General features: G+C 65.7%; 18 protein-coding genes. 11 read left to right on the top strand and 7 right to left on the bottom strand.

All coding sequences use genetic code 11. The annotated features are described in order from the left end of the window. Positions 1 to 22: 22 nt before the first annotated feature. Positions 23 to 406, bottom strand: coding sequence for a nuclear transport factor 2-like protein (locus SO156_RS09395; protein ID WP_458146832.1), 384 nt, complete (start codon positions 404 to 406; stop codon positions 23 to 25). Between the two features lie 182 nt (positions 407 to 588). Here SO156_RS09395 and SO156_RS09390 point away from each other — a divergent pair, with 182 nt between their 5' ends. From SO156_RS09390 to SO156_RS09370, 5 genes are all read left to right on the top strand, one after another. Next, a complete protein-coding gene (locus SO156_RS09390) occupies positions 589 to 1,176 on the top strand; it encodes a PadR family transcriptional regulator (protein ID WP_498534576.1) in 588 nt (195 codons plus the stop codon). Between the two features lie 389 nt (positions 1,177 to 1,565). Beyond that, entirely contained in the window at positions 1,566 to 5,024 is a 3,459-nt protein-coding gene (locus tag SO156_RS09385; protein WP_498534575.1) for a tetratricopeptide repeat protein, read from the top strand. 211 nt (positions 5,025 to 5,235) lie between these two features. Beyond that, a complete protein-coding gene (locus tag SO156_RS09380) occupies positions 5,236 to 6,039 on the top strand; it encodes a COG3904 family protein (protein ID WP_498534574.1) in 804 nt (267 codons plus the stop codon). Between the two features lie 239 nt (positions 6,040 to 6,278). After that, positions 6,279 to 7,196, top strand: a complete 918-nt coding sequence (locus SO156_RS09375) for a sulfite exporter TauE/SafE family protein (protein ID WP_458146828.1) — start codon at positions 6,279 to 6,281, stop codon at positions 7,194 to 7,196. Further along, positions 7,193 to 7,978, top strand: coding sequence for a TIGR02186 family protein (locus tag SO156_RS09370; protein ID WP_458146827.1), 786 nt, complete (start codon positions 7,193 to 7,195; stop codon positions 7,976 to 7,978). The genes SO156_RS09375 and SO156_RS09370 overlap by 4 nt, the downstream gene beginning before the upstream one ends. 145 nt (positions 7,979 to 8,123) lie before the next feature. Here SO156_RS09370 and SO156_RS09365 read toward each other — a convergent pair whose 3' ends face one another. Together SO156_RS09365 and SO156_RS09360 are read right to left on the bottom strand one after the other, a co-directional pair. After that, positions 8,124 to 8,897, bottom strand: coding sequence for an MBL fold metallo-hydrolase (locus SO156_RS09365; protein WP_498534573.1), 774 nt, complete (start codon positions 8,895 to 8,897; stop codon positions 8,124 to 8,126). A 12-nt stretch (positions 8,898 to 8,909) separates the two neighbouring features. After that, positions 8,910 to 9,836 carry a DMT family transporter gene (locus tag SO156_RS09360; RefSeq protein WP_498534572.1) on the bottom strand — a complete coding sequence of 309 codons (927 nt, stop codon included), beginning with the start codon at positions 9,834 to 9,836 and terminating at the stop codon, positions 8,910 to 8,912. Positions 9,837 to 9,945: 109 nt separating this feature from the next. Here SO156_RS09360 and SO156_RS09355 point away from each other — a divergent pair, with 109 nt between their 5' ends. Continuing rightward, positions 9,946 to 10,809 (top strand): LysR family transcriptional regulator, encoded by an 864-nt coding sequence (locus SO156_RS09355; RefSeq protein ID WP_498534571.1) that lies wholly within the window; start codon positions 9,946 to 9,948, stop codon positions 10,807 to 10,809. Positions 10,810 to 10,919: 110 nt separating this feature from the next. On the opposite strand, the gene pdeM is transcribed toward SO156_RS09355, so the two are convergent. The 4 genes from pdeM to SO156_RS09335 form a co-directional block, all read right to left on the bottom strand. Continuing rightward, positions 10,920 to 11,618, bottom strand: coding sequence for a ligase-associated DNA damage response endonuclease PdeM (gene pdeM, locus SO156_RS09350; RefSeq protein WP_458146823.1), 699 nt, complete (start codon positions 11,616 to 11,618; stop codon positions 10,920 to 10,922). Between the two features lie 117 nt (positions 11,619 to 11,735). Then, entirely contained in the window at positions 11,736 to 14,348 is a 2,613-nt protein-coding gene (locus SO156_RS09345) for a ligase-associated DNA damage response DEXH box helicase (RefSeq protein ID WP_498534570.1), read from the bottom strand. 194 nt (positions 14,349 to 14,542) lie between these two features. Continuing rightward, entirely contained in the window at positions 14,543 to 15,772 is a 1,230-nt protein-coding gene (locus SO156_RS09340) for an ABC transporter substrate-binding protein (protein ID WP_498534569.1), read from the bottom strand. A 105-nt stretch (positions 15,773 to 15,877) separates the two neighbouring features. Further along, complete coding sequence (locus tag SO156_RS09335) at positions 15,878 to 16,816, bottom strand: class I SAM-dependent DNA methyltransferase (RefSeq protein ID WP_498534568.1); 939 nt, start codon at positions 16,814 to 16,816, stop codon at positions 15,878 to 15,880. Positions 16,817 to 16,885: 69 nt separating this feature from the next. Here SO156_RS09335 and SO156_RS09330 point away from each other — a divergent pair, with 69 nt between their 5' ends. The 5 genes from SO156_RS09330 to SO156_RS09310 all read left to right on the top strand — a co-directional run bounded on the left by SO156_RS09330 (position 16,886) and on the right by SO156_RS09310 (position 22,598). Continuing rightward, positions 16,886 to 17,923 (top strand): ligase-associated DNA damage response exonuclease, encoded by a 1,038-nt coding sequence (locus SO156_RS09330; protein WP_498534623.1) that lies wholly within the window; start codon positions 16,886 to 16,888, stop codon positions 17,921 to 17,923. Then, entirely contained in the window at positions 17,920 to 19,575 is a 1,656-nt protein-coding gene (locus tag SO156_RS09325; RefSeq protein ID WP_498534567.1) for an ATP-dependent DNA ligase, read from the top strand. The genes SO156_RS09330 and SO156_RS09325 overlap by 4 nt, the downstream gene beginning before the upstream one ends. Before the next feature lie 562 nt (positions 19,576 to 20,137). Beyond that, complete coding sequence (locus SO156_RS09320; protein ID WP_283038374.1) at positions 20,138 to 20,440, top strand: DUF6460 domain-containing protein; 303 nt, start codon at positions 20,138 to 20,140, stop codon at positions 20,438 to 20,440. A 96-nt stretch (positions 20,441 to 20,536) separates the two neighbouring features. Then, on the top strand, positions 20,537 to 21,271 hold the full coding sequence (locus SO156_RS09315) for an MBL fold metallo-hydrolase (RefSeq protein ID WP_498534566.1): 735 nt from the start codon (positions 20,537 to 20,539) through the stop codon (positions 21,269 to 21,271). Position 21,272: 1 nt separating this feature from the next. Further along, positions 21,273 to 22,598: an MATE family efflux transporter gene (locus tag SO156_RS09310; RefSeq protein ID WP_498534565.1), complete on the top strand. Its 1,326-nt coding sequence runs from the start codon at positions 21,273 to 21,275 to the stop codon at positions 22,596 to 22,598. Positions 22,599 to 22,679: the final 81 nt, after the last annotated feature.

Below are 22,679 nucleotides of genomic sequence, written 5' to 3'. Positions count from 1 at the left end.
TTTCCGCAACCGCAGGGCAGCGTCATTGTTGTGCGGCGAGCTGCTCCGCCATCAAGCGGTGCAGCATGTTGATGGCCTTGAGCGGACGCACCATCACCTTGAAATGCGTGATGCGGCCCTCGTTATCGAAGGTGATGATGTCGACGCCGTTGATCTCGATGCCATCGATCATGGTCTTGAATTCGAGCACGGCGCCGCTCGCGCTTCGCCACTCGCCGACATAGCTGAAGCCGGGGCCGCCGAGCACCTTCTCGGCGCTCGACAGATATTTGAAGGTGATGTCGCGCCCGCGCTGCGGCGTGTGCACGACGGGACTTTCGAAGATGGCATCGGGGTGAAGCAGGTCCCACAGCGCGGCGCGGTTATGGGACTTCATGTAGCCGTACCAGGAATCGAGGCCGGTCATTCTCAGGGTGCCTCCCTTGATAAAGGCCGTGGCAAAAACTTGAAAACAACCCCATGCAAAGTAGCGCGAAGGCTGACGCCGGCTGGGCAACCGGCCCGCCCGCCATATGCACATTGACGCATATGCGCCGATATGCATAAAGTCAAGTCAATTGGTCGGGACTTCTTGAAGGAGCCGGTGTCATGGCGCTGGGCGACGCAATCCTCGCATGCCTGACGGAACGTCCGATGACGGGCTACGAGCTCGCCAAGACGTTCGACTCCTCGATCGGCTTCTTCTGGAAGGCCGATCACCAGCAGATCTATCGCGAACTGTCCAAGCTGCGCGACCGCGGCTACATCCAGGGCCGCGAGGTCGTGCAATCCGGCAAGCCCAACAAGCTGGTTTATACGCTCACCGGGGAGGGACGAACAGCGCTGCGGCACTGGGCCGCGCGGCCGAGCACACCGCCCTCGATCAAGGACGACCTCCTGGTCCGCCTCCACGCCCTCGACAGCCTCGACATCGAACCCCTGCGCACCGACCTGATGGCCCGGCTCGAGCACCACCGCGACCGCCACGAGAACTACGAGCGCATCCTGAAGAAGCGCTTTCCGGACGGCGAGGCATCGGGCGTGCTCGACCTCGGCAATCTGCTGCTGCTCCGCCTCGGCGCGCGGCACGAGCAGATGGTGGCCGATTTCTGCGAAGAGACCCTCGAGGCACTGTCGACCATGAACGCGCGCGGCACCGTGGTGCCGATCGACGGGGGCAAGCGCGAGAAGGGCTGACGATAGCGTCTCCAAAGCCCGATTGCCGCCAACCCACTCCGCTGTCATCGCCCGCGAAAGCGGGCGATCCAGTATTCCAGAGGCAGCGCAGCTAGGGCCGAGAGGCCGCGGCGTACTGGATGCCCCGGTCAAGCCGGGGCATGACACCGGTGAATGTGGCGGGCCACCCTTGCACGACGAACCACCAAGGTCTCTCGGCCCCTCTTGTTCCCCGCGCCCAACTTTAAGACGGCGGCGACGGCTTCCTTAACCCGTTATTTACCGTAACAGAGAAAAGTCGGTTTTTGAGGCAGACGACCCGCGCCGAATGGAATTGTCTCTACAACTGGGACGCGCGGGGAAGCTGGAGGCATCGGGTGGGGTGCCGAAGTCGGAACCGGACAGAAGTCATGAATTCGCGCGTATCGTGGAGTGTTGACGGCATTGATCCATCCGTCAGGGAGCGCGCCGAAGCAGCAGCGCGCCGTGCCGGCATGTCACTCAACGATTGGCTGAACTCCACCCTCGGCGACACGACCCCGCCGAACTACCGCGGACCTTACGAGCAGCGTCCGCAAGCCCCGCAGGGACTGAGCCAAGCACCGAGTCAGGAAAGCCGCGACGTCGCCGACATCCACCAGCGGCTGGATGCGATCACCCAACAGATCGAACGGATCTCAAAGCCCGCGCCGCGCCAGGACACTTCGCGTCAGGACACCTCGCGCGAGCAGGGCGTCGCGCGCCAGTTGAACGACGCGATCTCGCGGCTCGATGCGCGGCTGTCGCAGATATCGCGGCCGCAGGGCCAGCAGGCACCGCGGCCCGCCCCGGTCGATACGCGCCAGCGCCAGGCCGAGATGGTCGAGCGCGCGGCAGCGCAGGTCTATCGCAACTCGCCGCCGCTCAGCCCCGCCTCGCTCGACGTTGCGGTGGCCGAAATCACCGCGCGGCAGAACGAGCTCGACAGCTTTGTGCCCCGGCAGATTCCGCCGCGCGCAGCACCCTCGATCGCACCCGCCGCGCCGATGGCTCCCGCCATGTCACCTCCCTTGGCGCCTCCCAATCCCTTGGCGCCTCACATGTCTCCGCCCCTGGCGCCCGCTACCCAAGCCTACGCACCGCCGCCTCCGCCGCCGGGGCCCGACTTCTCCGCGCTCGAACGGCATCTCCTCAAGATCACCAGCCAGATCGAGGCGATGCAGCGCCCCGATCACATCGAGCAGTCGATCACCGCGTTCCGCAACGAGCTTGCGGAGATCCGCCACGCCATCACCGAGGCGATGCCGCGCCGCGCGATCGAATCGATCGAGAACGAGATCCGCTCGCTGCATCGTCGCATCGACGAGACGCGCACTTCCAGCACCGACGGCCAGGCGCTCGCCGGTGTCGAGCACGCGCTGTCCGAAATCAAGCAGGTGCTGCGTACGCTGACGCCGGCCGAGCAGCTCACCGGCTATGACGAGGCGATCCGCAACCTCGGCGCCAAGCTCGACCTGATCCTGCGCGCCAGTGACGATCCCGGCACGGTGCAGCAGCTCGAAGGCGCGATCTCGGCGCTGCGCGGCATCGTGTCCAACGTCGCCTCCAACGAGGCGCTGGCACGGCTGTCCGAGGACGTGCAGCTGCTGTCGTCCAAGGTCGACCAGATCACCCGCCCCTCCGCCCCCAACAGCGACGGTTTTGCGGTGCTGGAGCAGCGCATCGCCGCGCTCACCGCGGCGCTGGAGACGCGCGAGCGTCCTGCGCCGTCCGAAAGCAGCGAGCATCTGGAAAACGCGATCCGCGCGCTGTCCGATCGCTTCGACCGCATGCAGGTCGGCGGCGACTCCGCCTCCACCTTCGCGCATCTCGAGCAGCGCGTGTCGTATCTCCTGGAGCGGATCGAGGCTGCGTCGGATCCGCGCAATGGCAATCTGAGCCGCGTAGAAGACGGCCTGCACGACATCTTGCGGCACCTTGAGCGGCAGCAGGCGACTTACGCCGCGCTCGCCGAGAGCCGCAGCTCGGCACCGGCCTCCGATTCCGGCGTGGTCGATCTCGTCAAGCGCGAGCTCTCCGACATCCGCTTCAGCCAGGCCGAAACCAACCGCCACACGCAGGACTCGCTCGAAGCCGTGCACGGCACGCTCGGCCATGTCGTCGATCGCCTTTCGATGATCGAGGGCGACCTGCGCGCGGTGCGCAGCGCGCCGCCTCTGGCTGCGCCGCAGAACTTCGCAGCACCGGCGATGCCGGCCGAACCGGCGCGCAGCGTGATGCCGTCGCAGCAGCTGCCCAAGGCCGACATCAAGGCCGACATCAAGCCCGATTTGCCCAATCCGGCCGCAGCGCAAGCGGCCTTCGTCGCCGCGCCACGCGAATTCCACGCCGCAACGCCGGTTGCTCCGCCGCCGGTGCCGGCGGCACCGCCTGTTCCGCCGCGCGCGATCAGCGAAATCCTCGAGCCGCATGCCGCGCCTGCGCGCGCTGCGATCGCGCCCGAGCTGCCGCCGGATCATCCGCTGGAGCCGGGCACGCGGCCGAGCGGCCGAGCCGCCACGCCGTCGGAGCGCATTGCCGCGTCCGAAAGCGCGATCAGCGAAATTCCCGCCCCGCCCAAGGAACCGGTGTCGTCGTCGAGCTTCATCGCCGCCGCACGCCGGGCCGCGCAGGCCGCCGCGGCGCAGCCCGAGAAGCCCGGCCGTGGTGGCAAGGCGGCCGCGGGCGGCGCCGCCAAGGACAAGAGCAAGGAAGGCTCGACCATCACCTCGAAGATCCGCTCGCTGCTGGTTGGCGCGAGCGTGGTCGTGATCGTGCTCGGCACCTTCAAGATGGCGATGAACCTGCTCGATGGCGGCGGCAGCGCCCCGCCGGTGCCGGCGATGGAGACCCCCGCAAGCGCGCCGGCGCCGCAAGCTCCTGCCCCCGCCGAGAGCAGTGCGAAACCCGCCGTGCCCGAGCAGGTCACGCCGTCCATGACCTCGCCGACCCCGCTCGGCCGGCAATCCCTGAACAATGCAGCTCCCGCCTCTTCCGGCAGCGCCGCGTCGGTCGAGATTCCGCCCCCACCGGCGGTGACTGCGCAGCCGGCGTCCGGCAATAGCGATATCACCGGCGCGATCCCGACGACGCCGTCGCGCGCGCGGCTCGGCACCGTCCAGGTGCCGCCGAGCGAGCGGCTGGCCGACGGCATCGGCGGTCCGGTGCTGCGCGCCGCCGCGATGAAGGGCGATGCGACCGCGGCCTACGAGATCGGCTTGCGCTTCGCCGAAGGCAAAGGCGTGGCTGCAAACTACGAGGAAGCCGCCAAATGGTATGACCGCGCGGCGCAGGCCGGCGTGGTGCTTGCGACCTTCCGGCTCGGCACGCTCTATGAGAAGGGCCTCGGCGTGCAGAAGGACGCCGACATCGCCCGCCGCTACTACACGCAGGCTGCCGAGCGCGGCAACGCCAAGGCCATGCACAATCTCGCCGTGCTCGACGCCGATGGCGGCGGACGCGGCCCCAATTACAAGAGCGCGTCGCTCTGGTTCCGCAAGGCCGCCGATCGCGGCGTCGCCGACAGCCAGTACAATCTCGGCATCCTCTATGCCCGCGGGATCGGCGTCGAACAGAATCTGGCCGAGTCCTATAAATGGTTCAGCCTCGCTGCCGCACAGGGCGACGCCGATGCAGCGACCAAGCGCGACGACGTTGCCAAACGGCTCGACCCGCAGTCGCTCGCCGCCGCCAAGCTCGCGATCCAGACCTTCAGCGCGGAGCCGCAGCCGGACGATGCCGTCAACGTCGCAGCCCCCGCCGGCGGCTGGGACAGCGCCCCGGCGCAGGCCAGCACCAAGCCCGCGCCCAAGCCTGTTGCGACCAAGCGCCAGGCCTTGCTGGCGCATTAAAGCGCCAAGAGAATTAGTCGATCTGGCCGCAGGCTCGCTGCACCTCTCCCCGCAAGCGGGAGAGGGAGCGCACCTCCCTCGTGGTTCGCAATCTCACTCGCTCTAGGACAACATCACGTCGCGACGTGCGGTTGCGGCGTCGTATACCTCTCTGCCGATGCCGTGTAGAACTGCGTGACACCTGCAGGGTGTCCAGCAGCAAGAGGTCCCCTTGTCCGAGACTGATCGCCGGGAGGAAAGCTCCTTCCGCAGCTCTCCCACCGGTCCGCGCATTGCGCCCTCGCGCGCTGAGGCCCCACGACTCACAGTCGAGCGGCCGGCGCCCCTGCCGGCGCGCAGGCGGCTGTTCTGGTCGGTCGTCATCTTTCTGCTCCTGTCCTCGGGTGTGCTCATCCGTGCCTATCGCGACATGTCGCGGCCCGAGGCCTGGGCCTACTGGAGGGACCAGTATGTCTCGCCGAGCCTGAGTTCGACCGTCATCGCCAATGTCGATCTCGGCGGCGCCGCGCGTGGCCGGCGCGCACTCGCCGTCAGCGGCGAGATCGGGCCGGCGGCCGCGAGCTGGCTGCGTGACCGGCTGGACGACGCGCATCTCGCTCCCGGCGAGCTCGTCCTGCTATCCTCGCCGGGTGGCAACCTCAACCAGGCCGTCATCATGGGCGAAACGATCCGTGCGCGCGGGCTATCGACCGCCGTTGGTGTCGCCGACGCCTCGGGCCGAGTGCGGCCGGCCTATTGCGCCAGCGCCTGCGTGCTCGTCTATGCCGGCGGCAAGATTCGCTATGGCGTTGAGGGATCGGCGCTTGGGGTTCATCGCTTCACGAACAGTGCACCGGGCAGTGACCCCATCGCCGACGCCCAGCGCACGGCCGGCGCAGTGCTCGGCTATGTGACGCGCATGGGCATCTCCTCCGAGATCGTCGAGGCCATGTCGCAAACCAGGGAAGTGCGATGGCTCGCGCCCGACCGGGCCCTGGCGATGAATCTGATCACTGATCCCGTCGGCAAGCGGTGAGGATCGGCTCGCGTTAATCTGAACTATTCACCACGCCGAGCGATCCTGATCGGACCACGGGCGAAAACGCCGCACGCCGCAAGATTCCTTGTCCCGCGGCCCGCCAAATTCGGCTAATGAGGGACGCGGCAATCGTTCTGCCTTCCCGCGAGCATTCCGCAAATGGAGCATGATCTTATCGGAAAACCGCGTCACACTTTTCCGGATCATGCTTGATCCATCTCGCCGGAACGTGCCCGATGCAGCTTTACCTCCCGATCGCTGATCTTCCGGTCAATGTGTTCCTGGTGCTCGCGATGGGCGCCGCGGTCGGTTTCGTCTCGGGCATGTTCGGGATCGGCGGCGGATTCCTGATGACGCCGCTGCTGATCTTCATCGGCATTGCGCCCGCGGTCGCGGTCGCGTCCGTCGCGAGCCACATCGCGGCCTCGTCCTTTTCCGGCGCGATCTCCTATTGGCGACGACGCGCAATCGACCCGGCTCTGGCGACAGTCCTGCTATTGGGCGGCGTGACGGGCACCGCGCTCGGGGTGTGGACCTTCACGCAGCTGCGCGCACTCGGCCAGCTCGACCTGATGATCGCGCTCTCCTACGTGGTGCTGCTGACGACGGTGGGCAGCCTGATGTTCTCGGAAGGCCTGCGCGCGATGATGCGGACCCGGCGCGGCGCCGTACCGCTGCGGCGCACGCACAACTGGATTCACGGCCTGCCGCTGAAGATGCGCTTCAAGCGCTCGAAGATCTATCTGTCGGTGATCCCTGTCGTCGTGGTCGGCATCATCATCGGCTTCATCGGTGCCGTCATGGGCATTGGCGGCGGCTTCATCCTGGTGCCGATCATGATCTATTTGCTGCGGGTGCCGACCTCGACGGTGATCGGGACCTCGATGATCCTGACGCTGGTCACCATGCTGTTCGCGACCATGCTGCATGCGGTAACCAATCATCTGGTCGATGCGGTGCTGGCGCTGATCCTCATGGTCGGCGGCGTCACCGGTGCACAATTTGGCGCGCGCGCCGGCCAGAAGATTCGCGGTGAGCAGTTGCGGCTTCTGCTGGGCCTGCTCATCCTCGCCGTCGGCTTGCGCTTTGCGGTCGAGCTCGTGCTCCGCCCCGAAGATCTCTTCACCATCCGCGAGATCGGGGTGACGGGATGATCGCGCGCGCAATCATCGCCAATTTCCTGGCGGCTCTCATGATGCTGCTGCCCGGCGGCGCCGCGCGCGCCGAGCGGCTGATCGTGTCGGTCTCCAACCACCGCGTCACCGTGACACCAAACTATTCCGGCGAGGAGCTGGTGCTGTTCGGCTCGGTGGAGAGGGATGCGGCGACGCCAGCCAATCGCAATGCCTACGATCTCGTCGTCACCGTGCTGGGCCCGCGCGCCGACATGGTGACGCGGCGCAAGGAGCGAAGGTTCGGCATCTGGATCAACACCGATTACCGGCAATTTTTGCAGGTGCCGAGCTATCTCGCGCTGTTCGCCAATCGCCCCTTCGACCAGATCACCTCGCCCGAGATCGCGCGGCGCCAGCAGATCGGGCTCAACAACGTGCTGCTGACGCAGCGCGTCGGCTCCGATTATGCCGACGTGGTACCGGACGACGCGTTCCGCAGCGCCTTCATCCGCTTGCGCACGCAGCGCGGGCTCTACCGCGAGGATCCGTCCGCAGTGACGTTCCTGACGCCGACGCTGTTCCGCACCGGCATTCCGCTGCCCGCCGAGGTCCCGATCGGGACCTATGAGGTCGAGATAAAACTGTTCGCGGGCGGCGCGCTCGTGACCAAGACCGAGACGGCGTTCGAGATCGTCAAGGTCGGCTTCGAGCAGTTCGTCGCCACGAGCGCGCGGCAGAACGGATTCATCTACGGCCTCGTCACCGCTGCCCTGGCGCTGATGTGCGGCTGGTCCGCGTCAATCGTGTTCAGGAAGGATTGAGGGGGGCTACGCTCTCTCCACTCGTCGTCGCCCGGCTTGACCGGGCGACCCAGTATTCCAGAGGCCAGCGTTGGCGACCTCGCTCTCGCAACAACGGCCGCGGAGTACTGGATGCCCCGGTCAAGCCGGGGCATGACAGAAGAATCTAAGGCGCCTCGATCACCGTGGGCACGCCGGGCTCGAGCAGGCGCAGGCGTGGGCCGAAGCCGAGGACGTCGAAGGTCTTGCGCAAATCCTCGCCGTTCTGACGGAAATGCGCCCAGCCTTCGGTATGGACGGGAACGATCACCGCATCGGGAAAGGCGCGCGCAGTCTCGACGGTGTCGTTGGTGTCCATGGTGAGATGGAACGGCCCGCGCGTCTGCGCAGCGCCGGCAAACGGCAGCACCACGCCGCAATCGAAACGGCGCGCGACTTCCGCAACACCATCGAACCAGGTGGTGTCGCCGCTGATATAGATCGCGCGACTGTCCTTGTTGCTGGAGGACACCACGAAGCCGATGACGTCCCCCGACAGCGGCTCGATGCCTGCTGGACCATGGCGTGCGGGCGTTGCGGTGATGGTCAGCGTGTTGCCATCGCGATCCCTCACTTGCGTCGTGTCCCAGGGCGCAAGGCCTTCGATGTGACCGCCGAGCCGCTTTGCGCCCGCTTCCGTCGTCAGCACGCGTTTCACCTTGAAGAGCAGTTCACGGCCTGAATTGTCGAGATTGTCCGAGTGCTGGTCGTGGCTCAGCAGCACCGCATCCACCGGGCCGATCGCGTCGGCCTTCAGCGCGGGGCCGATCGTCTTCTCAAGCTTGACGTGCGGCAGTTGATAGGCGCCGGGACCATCGAAGGTCGGATCGGTGAGGAGCCGAAAGCCGTCGATCTCGATCAGCGCGGTCGGGCCGCCGATCAGGGTAATGGAGATGGGCATGGCGGACTCCTGTTACGAGGCGGACTTGGTCACGACGGTTTGGGCGGGGCGCGTCACGAGATAAATGCCGATCGCCACCGGAAGGATCCCCAGGAGATCGCGCGCCTCGACATGCTCCCCCAACACGAGGAACGCGAACAGCATGCCGAGCGGCGGCATCAGGAAATGATAGGCGCTGGCCGCGGTCGCGCCACACACTTTCAGGAGATGGAACCAGAGCAGATAAGCGAGGATCGAGCCGCCGAGCACCAGGAAGGCGAAGGCGCCGATCAAACCAGGCGTGTACTGGATGGCGCGGATATCGGCGAAACCAAGCGCGATCGGCGTGAGCACGATCCCGGCGGCAATGTTCTGGATGCCGTTGCCGATCCACAAGCTCCCCTTCGGCGCGAACAGCTTGAACAAAATGGTGCCGGCGACGATGGAGGCGAGCGAGGCCAGCGTGAAGACGATGCCGTGCGCGCTGTCGGTGCCGACCGCGAGGCGATGCCAGACGATGAAGGTGACCCCGACAACACCGAGCAGCAGGCCGCTCGCCTTGCGCCAGGTCATGCCCTCGCCGAGCAGCAGCGCGGCGAGCGCCGCGGTGAACACCGGATTGGCCGACACGATCAATCCGCCGAGGCCGGCGGAGACCGATTGCAGGCCGGTATAGCCGAGCCCGAGATAGAGCGCGTTGTTGGCGATGCCGAGCACGGCGAACATTGCGGCGTCACGCCAGGTCATCTCCCACGCATCGCGGCGCAGCGCCGAGACGCCGAGGATCAAGATGCCGGCGAGCGAAAAGCGCGCCGCAAGCAGGATCAGCGGCGGGCAGTCGGTGACACCGATCTTGCCGGCGACGAAGGCAAAGCTCCAGAGCAGGCAGAACAGGCCGATATAAAGCGGCAGCGGATTGAAACGGGTGCGGGGGATAGCGATCGAGGGGGTGAGCGACATGGCAGTTTCTCTTGGCATTCTCCTGAGCCCTCGATCTAGGGAGTCCCCTTGTCATTTGGAAATTAAATGATTTACTGTCATACAGTGGATTTTCGAATGGAGCCGGCAAATGCTCGATCTGGAGCTTCTGCGCAGCTTCGTCTCGGTGGTCGATGCCGGCGGCTTCACCCGCGCCAGCGAACGCGTCCATCGCACGCAATCGACGGTCAGCCAGCAGATCAAGCGGCTGGAAGAGGACGTCGGCCAGGTGCTGCTGCACCGTGACGGCAAGGACGTGCGCCCGACCGAGGCCGGCGAGCGGTTGTTGTCCTACGCGCGGCGCCTGCTGTCGCTCGCCGAGGAGGCGCGCGACGTGCTCGGCCAGCCGGGCAGCGAAGGCGCGATCCGGCTGGGCATCCCCGAGGATTTCGCCGCCTATCGGCTGGCGAAGCTGCTTGGCACGTTCTCGCGCTCGCATCCGGGCCTGCGGCTGGACGTGCGCGCCGACCAGAGCAAGAACCTGTCCCGCGATCTCGAACGCGGCGAGCTCGATCTTGCCCTGTTCAAGCGCGAGGCCGGCGAGAAGGGCGCGATCGCGGTGTGGCCGGAGCGGGTGCATTGGGTGACCAGCAAGAGCCATCCGATCGACGCGAAGGCGTCGTCGGTGCCACTGATCGGCTTTCCGCTCGGCTGCCTCTACCGCGCCGGCGCCATCCACGCGCTCGAAAGCGCCGGCCGGCCCTGGCACATGGCCTATACGTCATCGAACCTCGCCGGCATCCAGGCCGCCGTCGCCGCCGGCATGGGCCTGAGCATTCTCTCGGAAATGGCGATCCAGTCCGATCACCGCGTCCTGACCGCAAAGGACGGCTTTGCGCCAATCAACAGGACGGAGGTCGCACTGATGGCCTCGCCGGGCGCGAGCCCCGCCACGCTGCGACTTGCGGATCGCTTGGCCGAGTTCTGCGATACGGTGCAGGCGAAGGCGGCTTGATCTTGCGCGATGCGTAGGGTGGGTTAGCGGAAGGCGTAACCCACCACTGTTTGTCTCCGCGGAAACGAAAGAGGTGGGTTACGCTTCGCTAACCCACCCTACGAAGTGCATCAACAACACCGCGACGCGGCGATGGCGTGGACGCGGCGGTCGCCGAGGAGATGCGCGGTGAAGTGGCGCGCGCCGAACACACGTGCAAACGCGGCGTCGCGGATGCTGAGGCCGCCGGCATAGGCGCCGAAGGCCGGCATCACGGCGCGCATCCCGTCCGAGGCGAAGCAGCGCCGCTCCATCGAACGGCCGCGTGCGGTGATGCGCGCCTTCGGATGGAGATGGCCGGCGATCTCGCCATGCGCGCCGGTCGGCTCGTGGCGAAAAGTGATCGGGCCGATCGCGATCTCGTCGGCAACGGTACCGCCGAGATCGCGCGGCAGCGCCGGGTCGTGATTGCCCGAGATCCAGATCCAGTCGCGGCCGGTCTGGAGCGTGGTCATGGCGCCGCGATCCTCAATCGACAAGCGCTCGTGCGCGCAGCGATCGTGAAAGCTGTCGCCGAGTGCGATCACGATCCGCGGATCGTGCCGCGCGATCACCGCCGCGAGGCGACCGAGTGTCGCGACGGTGTCGTAAGGCGGCAGCAGTACACCTCGCGCGGCGAAGCTCGAGCCTTTTTCCAGATGCAGGTCGGAGACGACGAGCAGGCGCTGCTCGTCCCAGAACAGCGCGCCGGAGATATCCGTGACAAGCGATGCACCCGCAACATCGAGAGTGCGAGAGGTCGTGATGGAAAGTGTCCCTTGCTCCGTCATGGCCGGGCTTGTCCCGGCCATCCACGTCGCGCGCGCGGCAAGAAAGGCGTGGATGCCCGGGTCAAGCCCGGGCATGACGACGTTGAGAGAGTGGCGCCCGAAACAATCATTCGCTGGCTATCTAGACATCGCCTCTTTGACGAGCTCGTTGGCGGCCTCAGCCAACAGCTCGTCTGCAGCTTCGCCATAAACTGACTCGCGGCCGATTTCCAGCATCACGGGGACGGCGAGCGGCGAGACGTGGTCGAGTTCCCGGTGCGTGACGTGACCGTGGATGCGCGCGAGCATGTCCCCCAGCCGGCGCAAGTCAAGCAGGCCCGTGGCGGCATCGGCGCGCGCGGCGCGCAGCAGCATGTGATCGGCCTGGTGCTTGCGCAGGACGTCGTAGACGAGGTCGGTCGAGAACAGCACCTGCCGCCGGCTCTTGTCTTCATCCGTGAAACGGCGCTCGATCAGGCCGGAGATCAGCGCGCAATTGCGGAACATGCGCTTCATCAGCGCGGACTCGGCGAGCCACGCCTCGAGGTCGTCGCCGAGCATATCAGGATCGAACAACGCGTTGAGATCAAGCTGGCCATTGCGGATCATGAAGGAGGCATCGCCCAGCCCCCAGATCGCAACCGCATATTCATTGGCGACGAAACCGAGCGGCCGGGCGCGGGTGCGCTCCAGCCGCCGCGTGAGCAGCATGCCGAGCGTCTGGTGCGCGAGCCGCCCCTCGAAGGGATAGCAGATCAGGTAATGCTTGTTGCCGCGTGGAAAAGTTTCGACCAGGAGCTCGCTCACCGCAGGCACGCGTGAAACATCCTTTTGCAATGACAGCCAGTCGCGCACCTGTTCCGGCAGGGCACCCCACGCGCGCCTGTCGTCCAGCAGCCGGCGCACGCGCTCGGCCAGATAAGTCGACAACGGAAATTTGCCGCCCATATAGGACGGCACCTTGGGATCGGCGTCATGCGCGCGGGAGACATAGGCCTGGTCCTCGGCCAGCGCCTCGTAGCGCACCACCTCGCCGCCGAACACGAAGGTGTCGCCGGGGCTGAGGCCCTCGATGAAATATTCCTCGATCTCGCCGAGCACGCGGCCGCCGCGCGCGATCGCACCGGTCGAACCGGTACCGGTCGAGCGCGAGCGCACCAGCCGCACCTTGAGCATCGGCTCCTCGACGATGGTGCCGACGTTGAGGCGATAGCTCTGCCGCACTTTTGGATTGGCGACGCGCCAGCGCCCCTGCTTGTCCTTCTTGATGCGCGCGAAGCGCTCATAGGTTTTCAGCGCATAGCCGCCGGTGGCGACGAAATCGACGACGTCGTCGAAATCCTGCCGCAAGAGGTCTGCGTAAGGCGCGGCCGTGCGCACCTCGTCATAGAGCTCGCCCGAGAAGAACGGCTCGCCGCAGGCGCAGCCGAGCACGTGCTGGGCGAGCACGTCGAGCGCGCCGATTCGGAGCGGCGGCGTATCCTGCGCATTCTCCGCGATCGCATCGATCGCGGCGCGGCACTCCAGCACCTCGAACCGGTTGGCCGGCACCAGCACCGCGCGCGAGGCCTCATCGAGACGATGATTGGCACGGCCGATGCGCTGCATCAGCCGCGAGCAGCCTTTTGGTGCGCCGATATTGATGACGAGATCGACGTCGCCCCAGTCGACGCCGAGATCCAGCGACGAGGTGCAGACCACGCCGCGCAGTTTTCCCGCCGACATCGCGTCCTCGACCTTGCGGCGCTGCGCGACGTCGAGCGAGCCATGATGCAGTGCGATCGCAAGGCCGTCGTCGTTCATCCGCCAGAGCTCCTGGAACAGCATCTCGGCCTGACTGCGGGTGTTGACGAAGACCAGCGTGGTCTTGTTCGCCTTGATCAGCTCGTAGACCTCGGCCAGCGCATGGCGCGCGGTGTGACCGGCCCAGGGCAGGCGCTCGCTCGTATCCAGCATCTCGACGATCGGCGCGGCCGCGCCGCCGGCCATGACGATGTCGGCCGCAGCGGCCTTGCCGCCGGGCTGCGGCATCAGAAAGCGCGCCAGGGATTCCGGCTCGGCCACCGTCGCGGACAGGCCAATCATGCGCATTTCGGGCGCGAGCCGCCATAATCGCGCAAGCCCCAGCGAGAGCAGATCGCCGCGCTTGGAGGTGACGAGCGCGTGCAACTCGTCGAGCACCACGCGCTTCAGCGAAGAGAACAGGAACGGCGCATCGTCGGAAGAGAGCAGCAATGCGAACTGCTCGGGTGTTGTCAGCAGGATGTCCGGCGGATAGCGGCGCTGGCGCTGGCGCCGCGATACCGGCGTATCGCCGGTGCGAGTCTCGACCTTGATCGGCAGCCCCATCTCCGCAATCGGCCGTTCCAGATTGCGCGCGATATCGACGGCGAGCGCTTTCAGCGGCGAGATGTAGAGGGTGTGGAGGCCGCCGGTGCGCTGAACGGCGCGGCCGGTGGAGATGAGCTTGGGCTTTTCGTCGGCACGCAGCGGTGTCCGTGGCCACCCCCCTCCCCGCGCCTCATGGGGGGATGGAGAAGAAAGCTCCACCAGCGTCGGCAAAAATCCCGCCAGCGTCTTGCCGGCGCCGGTCGGCGCGATCAAGAGCGCGGAGCGATCCTCGCGGGCCTTTTGCAAGAGCGCCAATTGATGCGCGCGCGGCGACCAGCCGCGGGCCGCGAACCATGTCTGGAAGCGGTCGGGGAGCAGCGCGGCCGGCTCGGCCGATGCGGTGAGGATACGGGGCGGCACGGCACAAGAGGTAAGCCGTGGGGACGGGTTCGTCGAGGGTAACCGAGCGATTTGGTTCGCTGTCGGCATTTTCGTGGGGTGGGCAAAGCGGAAGCGTGCCCACCTCTTCTGTCGCAATCAAATAGGGATGTGGGCACGGCGCAAGAGCGCCTTTGCCCACCATACGGCATCTCATCGAGGGGTACGGGCCCCCGCTACTCCGTCACCGGCTTGTCCGAGACCTGCCAGTCTTTGCCGTTGAAGGTCGAGATGAAGAGCGTCTTCATCGGCGTGTAGTCATTGGGCGTGTAGCTGTAGTCGACGCCGTCGAGGAAGAAGGGCGAGTGGAAGCCGTTGAGGTTTGCGGCCTGCTTCAGCACGTTTTCGCGCGTGAGCTCGTCGCCGCAGCGGCGCAGGATCTCGCCCATGGTCACGGCCTGGCCGTAACCGGCATAGGCAATAGTATTGTCGGGATCGACGTTCGGCAGATAATTCTTGCGCAACGTGTCGAACGCGATCACGTCCTTGTCGTTCTCCCAGGGGCCGGGGCCGGCGTCCTTTGAATAGCGGATCGCGACGATACCGTTGGCGTTCTCGAAGCCGGCGGCGCTGAGGATCGACTTGCCGGTCGAGCCCGCCGAGAGCAATTGCAGCGGCTTCCAGCCGAGCTCGGCCGCTTTGCGGATCGACTGCGACGACGCCTTGCCGGTGGAGATGTTGTAGAAGACATCGGCGCCCGACTTGGAGAGATTGACGAGTTGGGAGTCGATGGTCGGATCGGTGAGGTCGTAGGTCTGCTCCAGGATCACCTGCGCGGTGCCGCCGGCATCGGAAAGCACCTTCTTGAAAGGACCGAGGAAGTCGCGACCGAAATCATCGTTCTGGTAGAGGATACCGATCTTCGCGTTCGGCTTCACGCTGATGACGTGCTTGGCGAGGATGCGCGCTTCGGTCGGATAGAGCGGCAGGCCCGCCATCGTCCATTTGAATTCCTTCGGATTATTCCACTTCGACGCGCCGGTGTTGAGCAGGAGCTGTGGCACGCCCTTGGAATTGAGATATTTGTGCACGGCGGTCTGCGGTGCGGTGCCGAGCGAGCCGTAGAGCGCCAGTACCTCCTCCTGCTCCACCAGCCTGCGCGTCGCCTCGACGCATTTCGGCGCACTGTAGGCATCGTCCATGGTGAGGAACTTGACCTTGCGCCCGTTGATGCCGCCCTTCTCGTTCAGCATCTGGAAATAGGCTTCGCCGACGCGACCCAGCACGCCGTAGAGCGAGCCGGGGCCGGAATGCGGCACGGTCTGACCGATCTTGATCTCGGTGTCGCTGGCGCCCGCATCATATTTCTTCTCGGCGGCCCAGACATAAGGCGCTGATAAGGTCGAGGCTGCGATGGTGGCAAATGCGCCGGCGCTGAATTCACGCCGTGATGGATTTTTTGTCATTGGCGTTGTCTCCCTGATGCCGCGCATTGTGCGGACATCAGGGCGCGCATCGCAAGTGGCAAGGTTGCGCTTTTGCGGCGCAATGCAGCTCAATTTGCAGCAACCCTAGCGCCTAGACTCAAGTTTCTCGGCGACGACGACGAGGCCGCGCACCGGCTCGTTGTTCTCGTTGCGCGGCGAGGCCGGCTCCAGTGTCAGGAGCTTGAGGCCGGCCTTCGCGATGGCGCCACGCACATATTCCACGGCATGGGCATAGCGCAGGCCTTCGCCCAGGACGACACCGCTGCCGTCATGGGTCTCGAGCGTGAAGCCAAGCGTGCCGCCGGATGCAAGGACGCGTCGTGCTTCCATCAACACCGGCGCGAGATCGGACAGATATACAAACGCATCCGCAGCCACGACCAGGTTTGCGCTTGCATCGCTCCTGCCGCGCAAGCCTTCGATCATGTCGGCGACCTCCAACTCGGCATACAAGCCGGTGGCGCGCGCTTCCTTGATCATGCCGGGCGACAGGTCGATGCCGATGAAATGATCGACCTGCCTGGCGAAGGCCGCGGCCGCAAGCCCGGTGCCGCAGCCGAGATCTATGGTGCGTTTGAAGAAGGCCGGCTTCTTCGCGGCGACGCGCGCCGCCAGCACCGCCTTGAAAATCAGCGCGGGCGCGCGATAGCCGAGATCGTTGATCAGCGCATGCTCGAAGCGCGGCGCGTATTGGTCGAACAGCGCCTGCACATAGGCTTTCGGCATTTCCGCCATCTGCTCGTCGCCGAGCCGCATCAGATGCAGGCCGGCGCCGTGTTGGTCCTCGGGATCGGCGTCGCGCGCCTTGCGAAACGCCGCGATCGCGCTGTCGCGCTCTCCGAGCTGATGACGGATTTCGCCGAGCGTGAACCAGGCCGAAGTGAAGTTCGGCGCCAGCTCGATCGCCTGCTCCAACAGATCGGCAGCGGCTGGCAAATCGCCCTTGAGCTGGAGGTCGCGCGCGAACTCGAAACGGCGGTCGGCCATCAGATCGCCGGAGGACAGAAACAGGCGCAGGGGCATTTTTGGAACCAGAAAGACGATACGAGCCGATGACTCGAAGGACGCGGTGGCGCAGCCTATATGACAGAAATGCGCCCGCAAGACATCCTGTTGCCAACTGCTGCCGGCCTGTGCTGCAAGCCGGGCGGCTTCCATATCGATCCTGTCCGCCCGGTCGAGCGCGCCGTGATCACCCACGGCCATTCCGACCATGCGCGTGCCGGGCACGGCGCCGTGCTGGCGACGCAGGAGACACTGGACATGATGCGCCTGCGCTATGGCGAGAACTTTGCCGGCACGACGCAGGCGATCCGCTATGGCGAGGAGATCCGGCTCGGCGACGTCAAGGTGAAGTTTCACCCCGCAGGCCACGTGCTGGGCTCGGCCCAGATCGCGGTGACCTGTCAGGACACCTGCATCGTCGCCTCCGGCGACTACAAGGATGCGCCGGATCCGACCTGCGCGCCATTCGAGCTCGTGCCCTGCGATGTCTTCATCACCGAGGCGACGTTCGGCCTGCCGGTGTTTCGCCATGGCGATGCGGCAGACGAGGTGAAAAAGCTGCTCGCCTCCGTCGCTCTATTTCCCGAGCGCGCGCATCTCGTCGGCGCCTATTCGCTCGGCAAGGCGCAGCGCGTGATCGCGCTGTTGCGCGCGGCCGGATACGACGCGCCGATCTATCTGCATGGCGCAATGGAGACGATCACGCAATATTATCAGAGCCGCGGCATCGAGCTTGGCGAGCTGCGGCCGGCGAAGGGCGTGAAGAAGGCGGCTCTCGCCGGCACCATCACGCTGGCGCCGCCGTCGGCCACATCCGATCTCTGGACGCGCCGCTTTCCCGATCCCGTCACCGCATTCGCCTCGGGCTGGATGCGGGTGCGCGCGCGGGCGCGGCAACGTGGCGTCGAATTGCCGCTGGTGATTTCCGATCATGCCGATTGGGACGGCCTCACCGCGACAATTGCTGCAACTGGCGCAGGGGAAATCTGGGTCACGCACGGCCAGGAAGACGCGCTGGTGCATTGGTGCAAGAGCAAAGGTCTGCGGGCCCAGCCGCTCGATCTCGTCGGCTATGGCGACGAAGAGGAGAACGAGACGCCGCTTGCGAGCGAGACCGAGGCATGAACCGGTTCGCCGAGCTGCTCGATCGCCTCGCCTACGAGCCCGGCCGCAACAACAAGCTGCGGCTGATCACGAGCTATTTTCGCGAGGTCGGCGATCCCGACCGCGGCTATGCCTTGGCCGCGCTCACGGGCGCGTTGAGCTTCAAGCATGCTAAGCCGGGGTTGATCCGCGATCTCATCGCGGCGCGCACCGATGAGGTGCTGTTCGGGCTGTCGTATGATTATGTCGGCGATCTCTCGGAGACGGTGGCACTGATGTGGCCGAAGTCCGAACTTGCCGCCCACAACAATCCGCCGCCTCCAACCCTCACCGACGTCGTCACCACGCTGCGCACGCTCGGCAAGACCGAGCTGCCGGGCCAGCTTGCGCGGTGGCTCGACGAGCTCGACGAGACCGGCCGCTGGGCGCTGCTGAAGCTCGTCACCGGTGCCTTGCGCATCGGCGTCTCCGCGCGTCTGGCAAAAACCGCGGCCGCCGCGCTCGGCGACAAGGATCCGCATGAGATCGAGCTGATCTGGCCCGGCCTCGCCCCGCCCTATCTCGACCTGTTCGCCTGGCTCGAGGGCCGCGCGGAAAAGCCCGTCAATCGCGATCCGGCGCCGTTCCGCCCGGTAATGCTGGCGCATGCGATCGAGGACTCAGATTTCCAAAACCTCGATCCCGCCGATTACATCGCCGAGTGGAAATGGGACGGCATCCGCGTGCAGGCGGTCGCGGGCCGCGACGATCGCGGACATATCACCGTGCGGCTTTATTCGCGCACCGGCGAGGACATCACGGGAAGCTTTCCGGACCTCGTGCCGTCGCTGCACCTGCCCGGCGCTATCGACGGCGAACTGCTGGTCGTACGCGACGGCCGCGTGCAGAGCTTCAACGTCCTCCAGCAGCGGCTCAACCGCAAGGTCGTCTCGCCAAAGCTGATCAAGGAGTTTCCGATTCACCTGCGCGCCTACGATCTGCTCGGCGATGACGAGAACGATTTGCGCGAGCTGCCCTTTGCCGAGCGGCGCAGGCATCTCGAAACCTTCATCAAGAAGCTCGGCGATTCCCGCATCGATTTGTCACCGACAGTGCCTTTCGATAGCTGGGACGCGCTCACCGCCGCACGCGCCGATCCTGCCGGCGCCGGTGAGGACGCCGAAGCCGTCGAAGGCCTGATGCTGAAGCGGCGCGATGCGCCTTATCTGCCGGGGCGGCCGAAGGGACAATGGTGGAAGTGGAAACGCGATCCGCACATCATCGATGCCGTGCTGATGTATGCGCAGCGCGGCCACGGCAAGCGCTCGTCGTATTATTCCGACTATACTTTTGGTGTCTGGACCGAAGGCGAAGCCGGCGACGAGCTGGTGCCGGTCGGCAAGGCCTATTTCGGCTTCACCGACGAGGAACTGCTCGAGATCGACCGCTTCGTCCGCCGCAACACCACGGAAAAGTTCGGCCCCGTGCGCCATGTCGTGCACGAGCCCGACAAGGGGCTGGTGCTGGAGGTCGCCTTCGAAGGATTGCAGCGCTCGCCGCGGCACAAGTCCGGCGTCGCCATGCGCTTTCCCCGCATCAGCCGCCTGCGCTGGGACAAGCCGCCACGCGAGGCCGACCGGCTGGAGACGCTGGAAAGGATGCTGAAGAGCGAAGCGGCAGAAGTGGAGGCCTGAAAGCGTTCGATCGCGGCCAGGAGGGAAATGCGCCCCCTCTCCCGCTTGCGGGAGAGGGTTGGGGAGAGGGTGTCTCCGCAATCGAGAACCCCCGAGAGGACACAGCCCTCACCCGCGCCTTCGGCGCGACCTCTCCCGCAAGCGGGAGAGGTGGAGTGCGCCCGCGGCCCCATCGCTCCAACTAAACCCGTCCGCGCCTTTGCGCGAAAAAATGGTCCCGCCGCCGGCCAGCGCAAAGCCGGCGAGCATATATGCACAGAACCCATAATTGGCCCCGGCGGCGGTCCCAGAACTTGCACGATGCCGGCATCGACATCGCGCCGCGCCCTTATGGGGCGGACGCAACGGGATGAGAATTGATGGGCGTTCACACCCCCATGAACATGCACATTTACCTTACCGTTGTTGCTTTCCCGCGACGCGCCGTGGCGTCGGAGATCGCCGCGCCCGTTTTTGCCTGATATTAAAATGCGGTAAGCCGATTGACGGGGGAACGCGGGTTCCCCATCTGCCTCGCCGTGCCCTATAATGGGGATCGAATCCGCTGAGGAGTTTTTTTGAGATGGCCAACGACGTCAGAGATTTGCCGGCAAGCCATGACGGCCTGTACCGCTTTCTCGGTGGCTCGCCGCTGGCGGTCGCATTCCGCCTCGTCCTGCTCTCGATCCTGGTCGGCGTCGTGCTGGCCGCGATCGGCTTCGATCCCTGGAATATCATCCATAGCATTCGCCTCTTGTTCCAGCGGCTGTGGGACCTCGGCTTCGACGCGGTCAACTGGCTGTGGCGCTACTTCCTGCTTGGCGCAGTCATCGTGATCCCCGTGTGGTTCCTGTCGCGCCTGTTCGGCGCGCCGCGCGGCCGGTAGGCATGTTTTGAGCATGATCTTGTCGGAAAACCGCTTCACACTTTGCGCTGACGCGGCCCTTCGGGTCCGAAGCATGCTTTAGGGAGCGCGCAGCCGATGCAATTGCGCTTCGTCGGCTGCGGTGACGCGTTCGGCTCGGGCGGCAGGTTGAACACCTGCTTCCACGTCACCGGACGCGAAGCCAATTTCCTGATCGATTGCGGTGCCTCCTCCGTGTCGGCCTTGAAGCGGCTCGAGATCGATCGTGATGCGATCGACCTGATCCTGATCACGCATTTCCACGGCGATCATTTTGCCGGCCTGCCGTTCTTCCTGGTCGACGCACAGTTTTCCAAGAGAACGCGGCCGCTGGTGATCGCCGGCCCGCAAGGGATCGAGATGCGGCTCGCGCAGGTGATGGAAGCGCTGTTCGAGCATTCATCGAAAACCAAGCAGCGCTTCGATCTTTCCATCGTTGCGCTTTCCCCGGAGGAAAGCCGCAGCTTCGGTGGCGTGACGGTGACGCCCTATCCCGTCGTGCATGGCGAGTCCGGTGGGCCGTTCCTCGGCTATCGCATCGCGGCCGAAGGCCGTGTGCTCGCCTATAGCGCCGATACCGAATGGACGGAGACGCTCATTCCGCTGGCGCATGGCGCGGACCTTTTCATCGCCGAGGCCTACATGTACGAGAAGGTGGTCAAGAACCATCTCAGCCTGAAGACTTTGGAACAGCATCTACCCGAGATCGGTGCCAAGCGGCTCGTCCTCACCCATATGAGCGACGACGTGCTGTCGCGCCTTGATGACGTGCCGCATCTGGCGGCGGAGGACGGCATGGTGCTCGTGTTCTGACATGCACGCACCCGTCCATCCCAGGGTCACCACCAGGCAGGTGTTTGCCATCGCGGGCCCCGCGATGGTCGCGAACCTGACCACGCCGCTGATCGGCGTGGTCTCGACCACGGCCATCGGGCGACTGAACGATGCCGCGCTGCTCGGTGGCGTCGCGATGGCCTCGGTGATCTTCGACTGCCTGTTCTGGCTGTTCGCCTTCCTGCGCATGAGCACGCTCGCCTTCACCGCGCAGTCGCTCGGCGCCGGTGAGACGGCGGAGACGAGCGCAATCCTCGTGCGCGGCTTTATCGTGGCCGGCCTGATCGGCGTCGCGCTGATCGCGCTCCAGGTGCCGCTCGGCGCCGTGCTGTTCAGCCTGATGGGCGGCAGCGAGGGCGTCACGCGGGCCGCAAAGGCCTATTTCGCGATCCGCATCTGGTCCTCGCCGCTGGCGTTCGCGAATTATGTCGTGCTCGGCTGGCTGGTGGGGCTCGCCCGCGCCAATCTTGCGCTGCTCCAGCAGATCGTGATTAACCTCATCAACATGGCGGCCACCATACTGCTGGTGCTGGTCTATGACACCGGGATTGCCGGTGCCGCGATCGCCGCCGTCATCGCGGAGGCCGCGGGTTTCCTGCTCAGCGTGGTGGTGGCACGGCGTCTCGCCAAAGGCGACCTCGCCATTCCCCGCGCGCGGTTGTTCGAACGCGCCAAGCTGATCCGGATGCTGTCGGTCAACTCCGACATCATGGTGCGCACTGCGGCGCTGATCACCGTGTTCCTGTTCTTCACCGCCAAGGGCGCGCGGGCCGGCGACGTCACGCTGGCAGCCAATGCGGTGCTCAACAATTTCCTGTTGGTCAGTGCCTTCTTCCTCGACGGCCTTGCCAACGCCGCGCAGCAGCTCTGCGGCCGCACCTTTGGCGCGCGCGACGCACGCGGCTTTGCCGATTCGACGCGGCTGGTGCTGCTCTGGGGCGTCGGTTTCTCCGTCGTCGTCGCGGTGCTGTTCGCCCTGTTCGGTCCGGCGCTGATCAACCTGATGACCGCCAGCGAAGAGGTCCGCCGCAGCGCGCGGGATTTCCTCGTCTTCATCATTCTCGCGCCGCTGCCGGGCGTGTTCGCGTTCGGCTTCGACGGCATCTATGTCGGCGCGACCTGGGCACGCGAGATGCGCAATCTGATGCTGGCCTCGCTCGGGATTTTTCTGGGCACATGGTGGGCGCTGCAAGCGTTCGGCAACGCCGGACTGTGGACCGCGCTGCTCGGCTTCTACGTCGCGCGCGGCGGCTTGCAGGGGTTGCGTTATCCGGCGCTGTTCAGGGCGACGTTTAAGACGTCGTAGCCCCGATGGAGCGAAGCGAAATCCGGGTCTCCAAAGCGCGCGGACACACCCCGGATTACGCTTCGCTCCATCCGGGCTTCG

It is taken from the genome of Bradyrhizobium sp. UFLA05-125, from assembly GCF_059803515.1.
This window is presented reverse-complemented; position numbering and strand designations above follow the sequence as displayed.